Annotated in this window: 12 protein-coding genes; 10 read left to right on the forward strand and 2 right to left on the reverse strand. The window is 48.9% G+C overall.

The annotated features are described in order from the left end of the window. Positions 1–340 precede the first annotated feature (340 nt). On the forward strand, positions 341–976 hold the full coding sequence (azoRB, locus tag ACH32G_RS08380) for an FMN-dependent NADH-azoreductase AzoRB (RefSeq protein WP_003151719.1): 636 nt from the start codon (positions 341–343) through the stop codon (positions 974–976). Positions 977–1,020: 44 nt separating this feature from the next. Here azoRB and ACH32G_RS08385 read toward each other — a convergent pair whose 3' ends face one another. Further along, positions 1,021–2,061: an oxidoreductase gene (locus ACH32G_RS08385; protein WP_448814200.1), complete on the reverse strand. Its 1,041-nt coding sequence runs from the start codon at positions 2,059–2,061 to the stop codon at positions 1,021–1,023. Between the two features lie 137 nt (positions 2,062–2,198). Here ACH32G_RS08385 and csoR point away from each other — a divergent pair, with 137 nt between their 5' ends. The 6 genes from csoR (at position 2,199) to ACH32G_RS08415 (ending at position 8,758) form a co-directional block, all read left to right on the forward strand. After that, the gene (gene csoR, locus ACH32G_RS08390; RefSeq protein WP_013353610.1) at positions 2,199–2,504 is read left to right on the forward strand and encodes a copper-sensing transcriptional repressor CsoR; all 306 of its coding nucleotides are present in this window, start codon (positions 2,199–2,201) and stop codon (positions 2,502–2,504) included. A 75-nt stretch (positions 2,505–2,579) separates the two neighbouring features. Further along, complete coding sequence (gene copZ / locus ACH32G_RS08395) at positions 2,580–2,786, forward strand: copper chaperone CopZ (RefSeq protein WP_015240581.1); 207 nt, start codon at positions 2,580–2,582, stop codon at positions 2,784–2,786. A gap of 83 nt (positions 2,787–2,869) precedes the next feature. Further along, positions 2,870–5,299, forward strand: coding sequence for a heavy metal translocating P-type ATPase (locus ACH32G_RS08400; RefSeq protein ID WP_448814201.1), 2,430 nt, complete (start codon positions 2,870–2,872; stop codon positions 5,297–5,299). A gap of 149 nt (positions 5,300–5,448) precedes the next feature. Further along, positions 5,449–7,560: a heavy metal translocating P-type ATPase gene (locus tag ACH32G_RS08405; protein WP_448814202.1), complete on the forward strand. Its 2,112-nt coding sequence runs from the start codon at positions 5,449–5,451 to the stop codon at positions 7,558–7,560. A 117-nt stretch (positions 7,561–7,677) separates the two neighbouring features. Continuing rightward, the gene (locus tag ACH32G_RS08410; protein WP_047477152.1) at positions 7,678–8,349 is read left to right on the forward strand and encodes a DsbA family protein; all 672 of its coding nucleotides are present in this window, start codon (positions 7,678–7,680) and stop codon (positions 8,347–8,349) included. Next, positions 8,339–8,758, forward strand: coding sequence for a disulfide oxidoreductase (locus ACH32G_RS08415; RefSeq protein ID WP_013353605.1), 420 nt, complete (start codon positions 8,339–8,341; stop codon positions 8,756–8,758). Before ACH32G_RS08410 ends, ACH32G_RS08415 begins: the two co-directional genes overlap by 11 nt. Before the next feature lie 33 nt (positions 8,759–8,791). Here the strand turns inward: ACH32G_RS08415 and ACH32G_RS08420 are convergent, their stop codons facing one another. Then, positions 8,792–9,592, reverse strand: a complete 801-nt coding sequence (locus tag ACH32G_RS08420; RefSeq protein ID WP_013353604.1) for a zinc-dependent metalloprotease — start codon at positions 9,590–9,592, stop codon at positions 8,792–8,794. 225 nt (positions 9,593–9,817) lie between these two features. Here ACH32G_RS08420 and ACH32G_RS08425 point away from each other — a divergent pair, with 225 nt between their 5' ends. The 3 genes from ACH32G_RS08425 (at position 9,818) to ACH32G_RS08435 (ending at position 14,878) form a co-directional block, all read left to right on the forward strand. Next, the gene (locus ACH32G_RS08425) at positions 9,818–10,426 is read left to right on the forward strand and encodes a trimeric intracellular cation channel family protein (RefSeq protein ID WP_016937932.1); all 609 of its coding nucleotides are present in this window, start codon (positions 9,818–9,820) and stop codon (positions 10,424–10,426) included. Positions 10,427–10,578: 152 nt separating this feature from the next. Next, on the forward strand, positions 10,579–12,894 hold the full coding sequence (gene helD, locus ACH32G_RS08430) for an RNA polymerase recycling motor HelD (protein ID WP_448814203.1): 2,316 nt from the start codon (positions 10,579–10,581) through the stop codon (positions 12,892–12,894). A gap of 175 nt (positions 12,895–13,069) precedes the next feature. After that, positions 13,070–14,878 (forward strand): assimilatory sulfite reductase (NADPH) flavoprotein subunit, encoded by a 1,809-nt coding sequence (locus ACH32G_RS08435; RefSeq protein WP_448814204.1) that lies wholly within the window; start codon positions 13,070–13,072, stop codon positions 14,876–14,878. The last annotated feature ends 10 nt before the right edge of the window (positions 14,879–14,888 follow it).

Raw genomic sequence — 14,888 nt, forward strand, 5'->3', positions numbered from 1 at the left:
TGTATTAAGCGGAATTCGTTTGTCTTTAATATTATAAAAGCAGGAACATTTTGCATGGATAAATTCCACACAACTAAGCCTGAAATGAAACAGTCGATTTAGCCTTAACATGGTCAAAATCGGTCTTTTATTTGTCGAAATTTGCTTAACGTGGGTTTTTTTCGATTTGCTGGAGGTACTTCTTGCAGCCTTTTGAAAAAAATATACTGATTTCGAGATATTATTGTTGCTAAAAGATTTTTTTGTAACTATAATTATTTACAGAACTGATCAGTATAAAAAAACATTCATATTTCATAATAAATATGTGTGTAATTTGAAAACGAAAGGGCTGTTTACAATGGCAAAAGTACTTTATATCACTGCTCATCCTCATGATGAAAAGACATCTTACAGCATGGCGACAGGAAAAGCGTTTATCGATTCTTATAAAGAATCAAACCCGAATGATGAGGTTGTACATATCGACCTTTACAAAGAAAACATTCCTCATATCGACGCGGATGTGTTCAGCGGCTGGGGAAAACTTCAATCCGGCACAGGTTTTGAAGAGCTTTCTGAAAATGAAAAAGCGAAAGTCGGCCGTCTGAACGAGCTGAGCGATCAATTCGCATCTGCTGACAAATACGTATTCGTTACACCGCTTTGGAACTTCTCATTCCCGCCTGTTATGAAAGCGTACCTTGATTCTGTAGCTGTAGCCGGAAAATCATTCAAATATACAGAACAAGGCCCGATCGGTCTGTTGACAGACAAAAAAGCGCTCCACATTCAGGCGCGCGGAGGCTATTACTCTGAAGGCCCGGCGGCTGACATGGAAATGGGCCACCGTTACATCGGCATCATGATGAACTTCTTCGGCGTTCCTTCTTTCGACGGATTAATCGTTGAAGGTCATAATGCTGAACCGAATAAAGCACAGCAAATTAAAGAAGATGCGATTGCCCGCGCGAAAGAAGCCGGAAAATCATTCTGATCTTAAAAAAACCTCCCCGCCGTACGGCTGGGAGGTTTTTCATATTAAAGGGCAATCGTCCGTTTTTGTTCGCTGCTTTTCATCACCGCTTCAATGACACGGATGACATCGATGCCTTCTTCCGCCGTAACAGGAAGCGGTTTTCCGTTTAAGATGCTGTCTGCCAGCCGTTTGTAGTACGTAAGGTAAGATCCGTTCTCAGAGGGGATTGTTTCTGTATGTCTTTTTTCATCCGCTGCGGTTGTCAGCTCACCGAAGCTGTCAGGGTCATCGGCCCCCCAGCTCTCGTCAATCGGCTTTTGGCCGGCTGAAAGCGCAGCTTCCTGTCCGTCCTTTCCGTATTTGATAAAGCTTGCATTCCGTCCGTGAATCTGATAGCGCGGACCGCTTGCCGCATTCATGGAGCCGGATTGAAGAATAACCTGAAGCTTGCCGTAATGGAGGGCGGCCAGAAACCAATCGGCCGTTTCACTGTTGTCCCGCTGTTTCATCACATGTGCGGTGACGGATTCCGGCATTCCGAAAAGCAGGAGTGTCTGGTCAATAATATGTGAACCGAGATCATACAGCGTTCCCGTGGCGGGTCCGTTTTTTTCGCGCCATCTTTCTTGTACAACTGGGTTGTATAGATCGTAGTTGACCTGATATGTATGAATGTCTTGAAGCGCCCCGTCCCGAATCAGCTTTTGAATCGTTAAAAAGTCATTGTCCCAGCGCCGGTTGTGATACACGCTCAGCAAGACGCCTTTATTTTCAGCCGTTCTTCTCAGCTCCTCCGCTTCTGCTGAAGTCGCCGTCATCGGCTTTTCCACGACGGTGTGTTTCCCCGCAAGGAGACATTTCATCGCTGATTCATAATGCATTCCGCTCGGTGTCGTAACGATGACGAGATCAATGTCAGGGTCTCCGGTGATGTCTTCAATCGTGCGCACGGCTTCAGCCCCCGGCAGATCACGTTTGACCTCATCCGTTCTGGAGGTCATGACTTTTTTGATCTGATAATCATCAAGGACGTCCAAAAGCGGCGCATGAAAGACTTTCCCGGACAAACCATATCCCAATATGCCAACCTGTATCGTTTTCAATGAACTTCCCCCTCTTGATATGTGATAACAATATATACCCCGCGGGTGTACTGGTAAAACTTGTGTGTTGAAAATTTTTTACACCGGTTTTTCAAGTCTGTATAATGAAGATAACGAAGAAAAAAACGAGGTGGAAAATGGACAAACATACCGAACATCAATCGTTAAATCATAAAAGCGCCAAGGAAAAAGACCAGATTCTGAACCGGCTGAAACGGATTGAAGGCCAAGTCAGGGGCATTCAGAACATGGTGGAAAACGAACGATATTGCGTGGATATTCTCGTGCAGATTTCAGCCGTTCAGGCGGCCATGCAAAAAGTCGCGTTTCATCTGCTGGAAGATCACGCCCATCACTGCGTAGCCGGCGCCATTGAGAGCGGAAACGGGGAGCAGGCGATTGCCGAGCTGCTGGATGTCGTGAAAAAAATCGCGAAATCATGAAATAAAATGTTTTGAAATACCCTACAGGGGTATGGTAACATGAAGAAGAAAAAACAAGACGTGGAGGGAATCATCATGGAACAAAAAACACTGCAAGTCGAAGGCATGTCCTGTCAGCACTGCGTCAAAGCAGTAGAGACCGGAGTAGGAGAACTGAACGGAGTGACGGCGGTTCAGGTGAAATTGGAAGCCGGACAGGTGGATGTGACGTTTGATGAGAACAAAGTCTCCGTATCAGATATAAAAGACGCGATTGAAGATCAAGGTTATGACGTCGTATAAGGTTTATCGCGCTTCGGGAACGGGCGCGGTTTTCTTTTATGAAAATGATACCCCCTGGGGGTTTGTGAGAAGAGGTGAGGGCATTGGGTGAACCAAAAGAAATGACTATTCAAGTGGGAGGCATGACATGCGCCGCCTGCGCTTCAAGAATTGAAAAAGGACTGAAACGGATGGACGGCGTCAATGACGCTTCCGTCAATCTTGCGCTTGAGACCTCAAATATTTCCTATCAGCCTGACAAAATCGAAGCTGGTGCCATAAAGGATAAGATTGAAAAACTCGGCTATCACGTCGTGACGGAAAAAGCCGATTTTCAGATTGAAGGCATGACGTGCGCCGCCTGCGCCAATCGGATTGAAAAGCGCCTGAACAAAATAGAGGGCGTTGTGGGCGCGCCGGTGAATTTCGCCCTTGAAACGGTCTCCGTTGAATACAATCCCAAAGAGGTGACACCGCAAGAACTGAAAGAGACCGTGGCAAAACTCGGCTATCGATTAGAAGATAAGGAAGCGGACGGCCAAGACGGCGGATTATCTCAAAAGGAAAAAGAACAGCGTAAACAGCTGATCAGGCTGATATTTTCTGCCGTTCTCTCCTTTCCGCTTCTATGGTCGATGGTCAGCCATTTTTCTTTTACTTCTTTTATCTGGATGCCGGATATCCTGATGAATCCGTGGCTGCAATTCGCGCTTGCCACCCCGGTGCAGCTCGTCATCGGCTGGCCTTTTTATACGGGAGCGTACAAGGCGCTGAGAAATAAAAGCGCCAATATGGATGTTCTCGTTGCCCTCGGAACGACGGCCGCTTACGCATACAGCCTGTACATGACGATTGCGTCTCTCGGGCGAAACGGCCATGCCGAGGGGCTTTATTATGAAACGAGCGCCATTTTGCTGACTTTGATTTTGCTTGGAAAGCTTTTAGAGATGAAAGCAAAAGGCCGCTCATCAGAAGCGATTAAAAAGTTAATGAAGCTTCAGGCGAAGACGGCGGCGGTTGAGCGGGAAGGGAAGGTACAGGTGATTCCGATTGACGAGGTCCGGACGGGGGACATCGTATATGTGAAACCGGGAGAACGCGTTCCTGTCGATGGCGAAGTGATTGAAGGCCATTCCGCGATTGATGAATCGATGATTACGGGAGAAAGCATGCCTGCAGATAAGTCTCCGGGGAGCACCGTCACCGGGGCGACGATCAATGCAAACGGCTTTCTCAAAATCAGAGCGGTGAATGTCGGGAAAGATACCGCGCTTGCACACATTATTAAAATCGTGGAAGAAGCCCAAGGATCAAAAGCGCCCATTCAGCGTCTCGCGGATCACATTTCAGGCATTTTCGTCCCGATTGTGCTGGGATTGGCCGTGGTGACTTTTCTCATTTGGTATGTATGGGTATCTCCGGGACAGTTTTCTGAAGCGATCGGCAAATTCATCGCCGTGCTTGTCATTGCCTGTCCGTGCGCCCTCGGGCTCGCCACTCCGACGAGCATTATGGCGGGCTCCGGCCGCGCCGCTGAATTCGGCATTCTCTTTAAAGGCGGAGAGCACTTAGAAAAGACCCAGCGTCTGACGACAATCGTACTGGATAAAACCGGAACGGTGACAAACGGCAGACCGGTGCTGACAGACGCCGTACCGGCAGCGGGAATGAACGAAGAGGAGCTCCTGCGGCTTGCGGCCGCCGCTGAAGCGGGATCGGAGCACCCGCTTGGAGAAGCCATCGTTTCAGGAGCCGAAAAACGCGGGATTTCCATTCCGAAACTAACCCGTTTCCAAGCCTGGATCGGTTCCGGAATCTATGCAGAGGCTGACGGGAGAACGATTCTTGCCGGATCAAGACGGCTGCTGGAATCAGAGCACATTGAACATGAAGCATTGCTTCCGCACATGACCCGCTTGGAGGCGGAAGGAAAAACGGTGATGCTCATTGCGGCAGACGGCAAAGCGGCTGGGCTTATCGCAGTCGCCGATACGATCAAAGAAACATCTCAGGCTGCGGTGAAACGCCTGAAGGATATGGGCCTTGACGTCATCATGATGACCGGTGACAACCAAAAGACGGCGGAAGCCATTGCTAAAGCCGCAGGCATCAGCAGCGTGATTGCCGAAGTGCTTCCCGAACAAAAGGCAGCGGAGATTTCCCGGCTGCAAAAAGAAGGCCGGCGCGTGGCAATGGTCGGCGACGGCATCAATGATGCTCCGGCGCTGGCTGTGGCCGATATCGGGATGGCCATCGGCACCGGCACCGATATCGCAATGGAAGCAGCGGACATTACGCTGATACGCGGAGACTTGAACGGCATTGCCGACGCCATCGGCATGAGCAGGCTGACTATGAGAAACATCAAGCAGAATTTAGGATGGGCATTGGGCTACAACACCATAGGCATTCCGATTGCGGCAGCCGGCTTTCTGGCTCCGTGGGTGGCAGGCGCCGCCATGGCGTTCAGCTCGGTATCGGTCGTGCTTAATGCTTTGCGTTTACAGAAGGTGAAAAAAGACAAAATCGGGTGATGCCGGTTTTGTCTTTTTTATTGACACTTTATTCAAAACTTGCATATAATATAGAAAACAACTATATGAACATATGCTCATATATATAATTTCGTTTAGCTGCATTGATATTATGGGAATCCTATTACGGAAAGTAGGGTGAGTCGAAAATGAAAGCGGCAAAAGGTGAATTTGTGTTAGACGGACTTGATTGCAGCAACTGTGCAAAAAAAATAGAAAACGGCGTAAAAGCCATTGACGGCATCGACGGCTGTGCTGTCAATTTTGCGGCAAGCACCATTACAGTTTCGGCCGGGGGCAAAGATGAGCAATGGATGAAAGATGAAGTTGCAAAAAAAGTAAAGTCCATTGACCCTCATGTGACCGTCCGTTCGAAGCATGAAGACAAACCTGGCGAGGATGAATACCGCAAAAAGCTGCAGCTGATGCTAGTGAGATTGGCGGCGGGCGCCGTTTTGGCCGTCATCGCTTACTTCGCGCACACAGGCGCCGTCCTTGAGTTTCTGCTCTATTTTGCTTCATATTTGATCATCGGCGGCGATATCGTAGCCAGAGCGGGAAAAAATATTGTCCGCGGCCAGGTATTTGATGAGCATTTTCTGATGGCGCTTGCGACAATCGGCGCGTTTATCATTCATCAGTATCCGGAAGGCGTCGCAGTCATGCTGTTCTACCAAATCGGTGAATTGTTTCAGGGAGCGGCCGTCAGCCGATCCAGAAAATCGATCAGCGCGTTATTGGACATCCGTCCTGAGTACGCCAATGTGAAAACGGAAAACGGCATGACAGCCGTTCCGCCGCAGGACGTCAAAGTCGGACAGGTCATCGTCGTGAATCCCGGAGAACGGATTCCGCTGGACGGAAAGGTGCTGAGCGGCTCATCGATGGTTGATACATCCGCTTTAACGGGCGAATCCGTGCCGAGAAAAGCGGAGCCGGGGCAAGATGTGATGGCCGGATTTATGAACCAGAACGGCGTGCTTCATATTGAAACCTCTAAAGGATATGAAGACTCCGCTGTATCAAAAATATTGGATCTGGTCGAAAATGCGGCCGGACGCAAAGCGAAAACGGAAAACTTTATTACGAAGTTTGCCAAGTACTATACACCGGCCGTTGTCATTGTTGCGGTGCTTCTCGCCTTTTTACCGCCGCTTTTCGTGCCGTCAGCCGCGCTATCCGACTGGGTGTACCGGGCGCTGATTTTCCTTGTGATTTCTTGTCCGTGCGCACTCGTCGTCTCCATTCCGCTCGGGTTTTTCGGCGGTATCGGAGCCGCGTCTAAAGCAGGGGTGCTCGTGAAAGGCAGCAACTATTTAGAAGCGCTCAATCAGGTGGCATACGCCGTGTTTGATAAAACGGGAACCTTAACGAAAGGCAATTTCGCCGTTACTGATATCAAGCCGGCGGCAGGATTTACACAAGACAGCCTGCTTCATGCGGCCGCGCTTGCCGAAGTCCATTCCAATCATCCGATTGCTTCATCCATCCGTGAGGCTTACACTCAACCGCTCGCGGCTGAGGAGATTGAAGAATATGAAGAAATACCCGGACACGGCATTCGGGTGAAAACCGGCGGATCAACGATTTTGGCCGGAAATCAAAAACTGATGGCAAAAGAACAAATCGCTTTCGGCACAGCTGAAAACAACGGAACCGTCGTTTACGTTGCCGTTGATCAGCAGTATGCGGGGGCGATTGTGATCGCCGATGAAATCAAAGAGGACGCCAAACAGGCCATTGCCAATTTAAAAGCGCTCGGCGTGAAGCGGACAGTGATGCTGACGGGTGATTCAAAGCAGACCGGTGAAGCGGTCGGCCGCGAGCTCGGTATTGATGACGTGTATACAGAACTGCTGCCGGGTGACAAAGTAGACCGAGTTGAAGAACTCGAAGCGGCGCTTGCACCGAATGAAAAACTGATGTTTGTCGGTGACGGGATTAACGATACGCCTGTGCTTGCCAGAGCTGACATCGGAGCTGCCATGGGGGCTCTCGGTTCTGATGCCGCCGTCGAAGCGGCCGATGTCGTCCTGATGACAGACCAGCCGTCAAAAGCAGCCGAAGCCATCCGGATTGCACGCCGCACACGCCGGATCGTCTGGCAGAACATTGGATTTGCTTTAGGCGTGAAAATCATTTTTCTCCTGCTTGGCGCATTCGGATTCGCCACCATGTGGGAAGCTGTCTTTTCAGATGTAGGCGTCACGCTGATCGCCGTTGCCAACGCGATGCGCGTTATGAGAGTGAAAGCGGAATAATTGTCAAAGATAATTCGTTTTTCAGGGTTTTCTTAAACAAGGTTGTCTTGGTAAAATAGAGAAGCGGGCCATCCGGCATCCGCTTCTTTTTTATTTTAAAAACAATGAGGTGTCTGAGTGAAAAAGAAACAATCGTCTGCGAAATTTGCGGTGATTCTGACGTTAATCGTTGTCGTTTTATTTGCGGCCATCGTAATTATTAACAACCAAACAGAAAAAGCGGGCGAAACTGCCGCCGAACAGCCTTCCATTAAAGGACAGCCCGTGCTCGGCAAAGACAGCGCGCCTGTGACGGTAGTTGAATTCGGAGATTACAAATGTCCGTCATGCAAAGTATTTAACAGCGATATCTTTCCGAAAATCAAAAAAGATTTTATTGATAAAGGCGACGTGAAATTTTCATTTGTGAACGTCATGTTCCACGGAACAGGCTCGCGTCTGGCGGCACTTGCCTCAGAAGAGGTATGGAAGGAAGACCCGGCATCATTCTGGGCTTTCCATGAAAAGCTGTTTGAAGAGCAGCCGTCAAGCGAACAGGAATGGGTTACGCCTGCATTGCTTGAAAAGACGGTCAAAAGCACCGCGAAAAAGGTTGATCCTGACAAGCTGAAGGAAAACCTTGATAAAGAAACCTTCGCAACAGAGCTGAAAGCTGACACTGACCTGAATGATAAATTAAATATCACGGCGACACCGACGATTTACGTAAATGACAAAGTGATTAAAGAATTCGCTAATTATGATGAGATTTCAAAAACGATTAAGAAAGAGCTGAAAAATGAAAAATAGAATCGTATTTTTATATGCTTCTTGGGTAATAGCTCTTGTTGCCATGCTCGGCAGCCTATATTTCAGCGAGATCAGAAAATTCATACCGTGCGAGCTGTGCTGGTATCAAAGAATTCTCATGTACCCGCTTGTCCTGATTTTAGGAATCGCCACCTTTCAGGGTGACACGCGCGTGAAAAAATATGTGCTGCCGATGGCCGTCATCGGCGCGTTTATATCGATCATGCATTACCTTGAGCAGAAGGTGCCCGGTTTCAGCGGCATCAAGCCATGCGTCTACGGCGTGCCTTGCTCATCTGAATATATTAACTGGTTCGGTTTTATTACCATTCCATTCTTAGCATTGACGGCATTTATTCTCATTATTGTCTGCATGTGTTTTGTCAAAGCGGAACGCACGGCAAAATAAAGAGCCTGCTCCATGGGAGCGGCTCTTTTTCTATTATCTGTACCAAGCTTTGTTTGTCTCAATCTGTCTGTTATGGGAACTGTCCCAAATATCTACGGAATAGGCATAATCATAATTCATGACGCAGCGGATGCCGCTGCCTTGGGCGTCATGCTGAAGTCCGAAATTATGGGAAAACTCGTGCTGGGCCGCTTTCGCCGTGTTGGCCGTTCCTTGATCTAGGTTCACGCTGAAAGCCGGGCCGCTCGGTTTGCCGTTATATACATACGCGATACCGCCGGCGTCAAAACTCGATTTTGCGGTAAAACCGACGACAAAATGATAATTTTGATTTCTGAAGCTGCTTTGGAGATTCGATAAAATCTGAGAACTGTTTGAGCCGGAGGAATTCCAGGCTTGCACGGCCTGTACGACAAAATCAATGTTATGATCACGGTTGAAGGCGACATCAGCCTGCTCCACGATCTGGACGATTCGCGTTTGCCAGTCGCTGTATTTGGCGCGGTATTCAGCGTCCGCCACCGCCAGTACTCTGACCTTCTGAGAGCCCGTGCTGGCTTTAGTTGAGGCTTTATCCTGATTGACATTGGCATCGAATCGTTTCGTGCCGACCTGCTTACCGTTTTCATCCAGAATTTTTGTATCAACCGTCTGTTCAATCTGAACCGGGCCTTTCAGATCTTTAAAATGATCGGCTTTCGGAAGCGGGTCCGTATACACCGTTTTGGCCGGCTCCGCATGAGTGTGCGAATGCGTATGGTTTTCGGCTGACGGCAGGCCGGGAATTAATCCGGCGGCCAATAAAACTGGAAAAACAAGTGAACTGATTTTCATCTTATAACCCCCCTTTTTTGTTAAGAGAAAGTATTCAATGTAACTTCCAATAAACCTCCTAATATAGTATAAAATAGGAAAATATTCTCGCCTCCAGATATGCTGATTGCAGTTGTCCCGATTTTGGGATCAGAATCTTTCAAAAATAAGGTTGATTTTAAGAGAAAGCGATTATAAAATCTAATGGTCGTCAGAAAATTTAACAAATAAAAAGGAGCATATGGAATGGCCTGGGAGCTGCTTAGTGTAATCGGCATCATTGCGTTTGCGGTCAGCGGAGCGATTGTTGCGATGGAAGAGGAGTATGATATTTTAGGCGTGTATATCTTGGGGATTGTAACGGCGTTCGGCGGCGGAGCCATCCGAAACCTGCTGATCGGTGTTCCGGTCTCCGCCTTGTGGGAGCAAGGCGCGTTTTTTCAAATCGCTCTCGCATCAGTTACGATTGTCTTTTTATTTCCGAAGCTGCTGTTAAGACATTGGAGTAAATGGGGCAACTTATCCGATGCCATCGGGCTTTCGGCGTTTGCCATCCAAGGCGCTTTATATGCCGTGAAAATGGGCCATCCGCTCAGTGCGGTGGTTGCGGCCGCCGTGCTGACCGGAAGCGGGGGCGGCATCATACGGGATCTGCTCGCGGGCAGGAAGCCCCTTGTGCTCAAGTCGGAAATTTATGCAGTCTGGGCCGCACTCGGAGGATTAATCGTGGGCCTCGGCTGGGCCGGGAATGCCGCAGGTTTGTATGTGCTGTTCCTTGTGCTTGTGGCATGCCGCATCTGCAGTTATGTTTTCAGGTGGCGCCTGCCGATTCGTTCCTATCATATAGATCAGTAAAAAACCGATTTCATAAAAGAAATCGGTTTTTTTGCATAACGGATAAAAAGACGCCCGATATGATAAGAAAAAGGGTATTTGACTATAATGATGAATAATATGTTTGTGTAAAGAAAGCCGGATTTGTCAGCTTGATGTCGGAGGTGCCGCTGATGGCAAAACGTGATGAAGAATGGAAAGAAGAGCAGGAAAGAATCAATTTTGTCATGAAGGAACTGGATCAGAAACAAACGCGTCTTGAAGCATCATCGGGCGGATTGAAGCAGGATATTGTCGGCCTGAGAAAAACGTTTTGGGATGATGTCACGGTTAATTTGGATGATGCCCATGAAGCGGCGGAAACATTTTCAAGCATTAAACAGCAGGCTGAAATACTTTCAGAACGTGAACGGACGCATCGGCTTCAATACCGGCAGCTTCAAAAAATCCAAAAGCTGAAAGCCTCTCCTTACTTCGGCCGTGTCGATTTTACGGAAAAAGGGGAGTCCTCTGCCGAGCAGATTTATATCGGGCTGACTTCTTTAATGGATGAAAACAATGAGCATTTTCTCATTTACGATTGGCGTGCGCCCATTTCATCTCTTTACTATCAATATTCCCCGGGAAAAGCCCGCTATGAAGTTCCGGAAGAAACGATAGAAGGGGACATCACACTGAAGCGGCAGTTTATCATTAAAAACGGGACGCTTAAAGCGATGTTTAACACGGATATGACGATTGGTGACGAAATGCTGCAAGAGGTGCTGAGCGGCCATTCCGGCCAGCAGATGAAAAACATCGTGTCAACCATCCAAAAAGAACAGAATGAAATCATTCGTGATGAAAAAAGCAAATATCTCATCGTTCAGGGAGCCGCCGGAAGCGGGAAAACATCCGCGGCGCTTCAGCGGGCCGCTTACTTGCTGTACCGCGGGCGCGGTGTGCTTGACGCCCGTCAGATAGTGCTGTTTTCTCCGAACATTTTGTTCAACAGTTACGTTTCCGCCGTATTGCCGGAACTGGGAGAAGAAAATATGGAGCAGGCCACGTTTCAGGAATATATCGCCCGCCGGCTCGGACGAAAGTTTAAATGTGAAAGCCCGTACGAACAGCTCGAATATTGCCTGACCGAGCAGAATCAGGACGCCCTTTCCGTAAGACTCGCAGCCATTGCTTACAAAGCGTCACCAGCTTTTCAGGCCATGATTGACCGTTATGCCGGGTCGCTTTCGGTCTCCGGTCTGATATGTAAACAGATCAGCTTCCGGGGAGACATCCTGATTTCAAAAGAGCGGATTGAAGCCTATTTTTATTCGCTTGATAAGCAGCTGCCGATTCCGAACAGAGCGGAGCTGACGGCGGAATGGCTTCTTACGGAAATCAGCGCACTCGAAAAAAAGGAGCGTAAGAAGGAATGGGTGCTGCAGGAGAGTGAGCTGCTTGATAAGGAAGATTATGCGGAGGTTTATCAAAAACTTAAGAAGCAAGCGGCGGATGATGAACCTGCATTTGACGACCATCAGCGTGAACAGCGCCTGCTTGGCGCCATTATTGTCCGCAAAGCCTTTAAACCGATTAAACAGGCCGTCAGACAGCTCGGCTTTCTCGATATAAAACGGATGTACCTCCGGCTGTTTTCAGACTGGGGAGCTGATGAAAAGCCCGATCATTGGCAGAGCATCGGGGCTTTAACCCGCAGCGCATTTGCAGAACGGTCGCTCCCGTATGAAGATGCCGCTCCGTATCTGTATTTGCAGGACCTGATAGAAGGAAAAAGAATAAACACACAAATGAAGCACGTTTTCATTGATGAAGCGCAGGATTATTCCTCTTTTCAGCTCACGTATATTCAAAGCATCTTCCCGGCTGCAAAAATGACGGTGCTCGGTGATGTCAGCCAGTCGATTTATGCACACACCATTACCGGTCCTTCTTCACTCGCCGGCTGCTTCCGCAATGGCGCAGAAAAGGATGTCAGCCTGAAGAGGACTTACAGATCGACGCGGCAGATTGTTGAATTTACGAAAGCGCTGCTGGCTGACGGTGATGACATTGAGCCTTTTAACCGGAACGGGGAAAAACCGCGGGTTCTGCGGGCGGATACTGAAAAAGAGCGCCGCGAGCAATTGACTCAAACAATACGGGAGCTCAGGCAAAAAGGCCGGGAGACGATCGCTGTCATCTGCAAAACGGCCGCGGAATCCAAAAAAGTGTTTCAGACAGTCAGTGCCGGGAGCGGTGTCCGTTTGATCAATAAAGAAAACCAGCCTTTTCAAAAAGGGGTATGCGTCATTCCCGTGTATTTGGCAAAAGGCATTGAGTTTGACGCCGTCATTGTCGCTGACGCCTCTGCTGCTCAGTATAAAAGCGGGCATGACCGCAAGCTTTTATATACGGCCTGCACGCGGGCGATGCATCATCTGACCGTGCTGTCTCCGGGAGAACTCTCTCCTTTTATAAACGAAGTGCCCGCCGGCTTATTCGTGTAAGCCCTTTGCCCAAGTGCAAAGGGCTCTTTATCATTAGTAATCTTAATCATTATCATCATGATTATATATTTTACTTACACACAAACTTTCGGTAAAGTTTCAATTAGAATATTATTTTGACAATTCCTATAGAAATAACGTACGTTACGTTTAATTCCTTGTGAGGTGGATATCGTTGCAACTTCAGGTCATGAACAGTCCGTTTAATCAGGAGCAGGCAGAGCTCCTTAACCGCCTTCTGCCGACCTTGACAGAATCACAGAAAATCTGGCTGAGCGGTTATTTGGCTGCGGTCCGGTCCGAGTCCGGTGAAGCAGCCGCACCCGCTCCCCAGGCTGCGGCAGAAAGCCCGGCAGTCTCGAAAGAAGTGACCGTATTATACGGATCGCAAACGGGAAATGCGGAAGGTCTTGCGAAACAGACGGTAAAGACGCTTGAGGAACGGGGATTCCAAGTCACCGTCGCGTCTATGAACGATTTTAAGCCGAATAATCTGAAAAAAATAAACAATTTACTGATCGTGGTGAGCACGCACGGAGAAGGCGATCCGCCGGATAACGCGCTGGCTTTTCATGAATTTCTTCACGGCAGACGCGCGCCGAAGCTTGAAGCGCTCCGTTTTTCCGTTTTGGCGCTCGGGGACAGCTCGTATGAATTTTTCTGCCAGACCGGCAAAGAGTTCGACGAGCGTCTTAAAGAGCTCGGCGGCACGCAGCTTGCGCCCCGGGTTGATTGCGATCTTGATTATGATGAACCGTTTTCAGAATGGCTTGATGCGGTTATCGGCGGCCTGAACGAAGGTGCGGGAAACCAAACAGCCGAAGCGCCTGCCGAGACGCCTGCTCTCGGTGAATCCGTTTATTCCAGAACGAACCCGTTTCGGGCGGAGGTTCTTGAGAACATCAATCTGAACGGGCGCGGTTCGAATAAAGAAACACGCCATCTGGAGCTTTCGCTTGAAGGTTCCGGTCTCGCGTATCAGCCCGGGGACAGCCTCGGCATCTATCCGGAAAATGATCCGGCGCTCGTGGATGAGCTGATCAATGAGCTGAAATGGGACCCGAAACAGGAAGTGGCGGCGAATAAGCAAGGAGAGACCCGTCCGCTGAAAGACGCGCTCACTTCTCATTTTGAAATTACAGTGTTAACAAAACCGCTCTTGCAAAAGGCCGCACAGTTTACGACTGACAAAAAGCTGGGTGAACTTCTGGCTGAAGGAAATGAAGAGCAGGTGAAAGCATACATCAACGGCCGTGATCTGCTTGATCTCGTCCGGGATTTCGGTCCGTGGGAAGCGTCCGCGGAAGACTTTCTTTCCATCCTGCGTAAAATGCCGGCGCGGCTCTATTCGATCGCAAGCAGTTTAGAAGCGAATCCGGATGAAGTGCATCTGACCATCGGAGCGGTCAGATATGATGCGCACGGCAGAGAACGAAAGGGCGTCTGCAGCATTCTGTGTGCGGAAAGACTCCAGCCGGGAGATACGCTTCCGGTTTACATTCAGCACAACCAAAACTTCAAGCTGCCGGAAAACCCGGATACACCGATTATTATGGTCGGGCCGGGGACAGGCATCGCGCCGTTCCGTTCCTTTATGCAGGAACGTGAAGAAACCGGTGCTGAAGGGAAAACATGGCTGTTTTTCGGAGATCAGCACTTTGTCACTGATTTTCTGTATCAGACGGAATGGCAAAAATGGCTGCAAAACGGTGTACTTACAAAAATGGACGTCGCTTTTTCCCGGGATTCGGAGGAAAAAGTATATGTGCAGCACCGTATGAAAGAACAAAGCAAAGAGCTGTATGAATGGCTGCAGCAGGGAGCCGCCGTATACATCTGCGGTGATGAACAGCATATGGCGCATGACGTGCACCAGGCGCTTCTCGATATCATTCAGGAAGAAGGCGGCATGAGCCGTGAAAAAGCGGAAAGCTTCCTGGCAGACATGCAGCAGAAAAAACGCTATCAGCGTGACGTATATTGATTTTGGTTTG

This window comes from Bacillus sp. CIS52 (assembly GCF_053545315.1).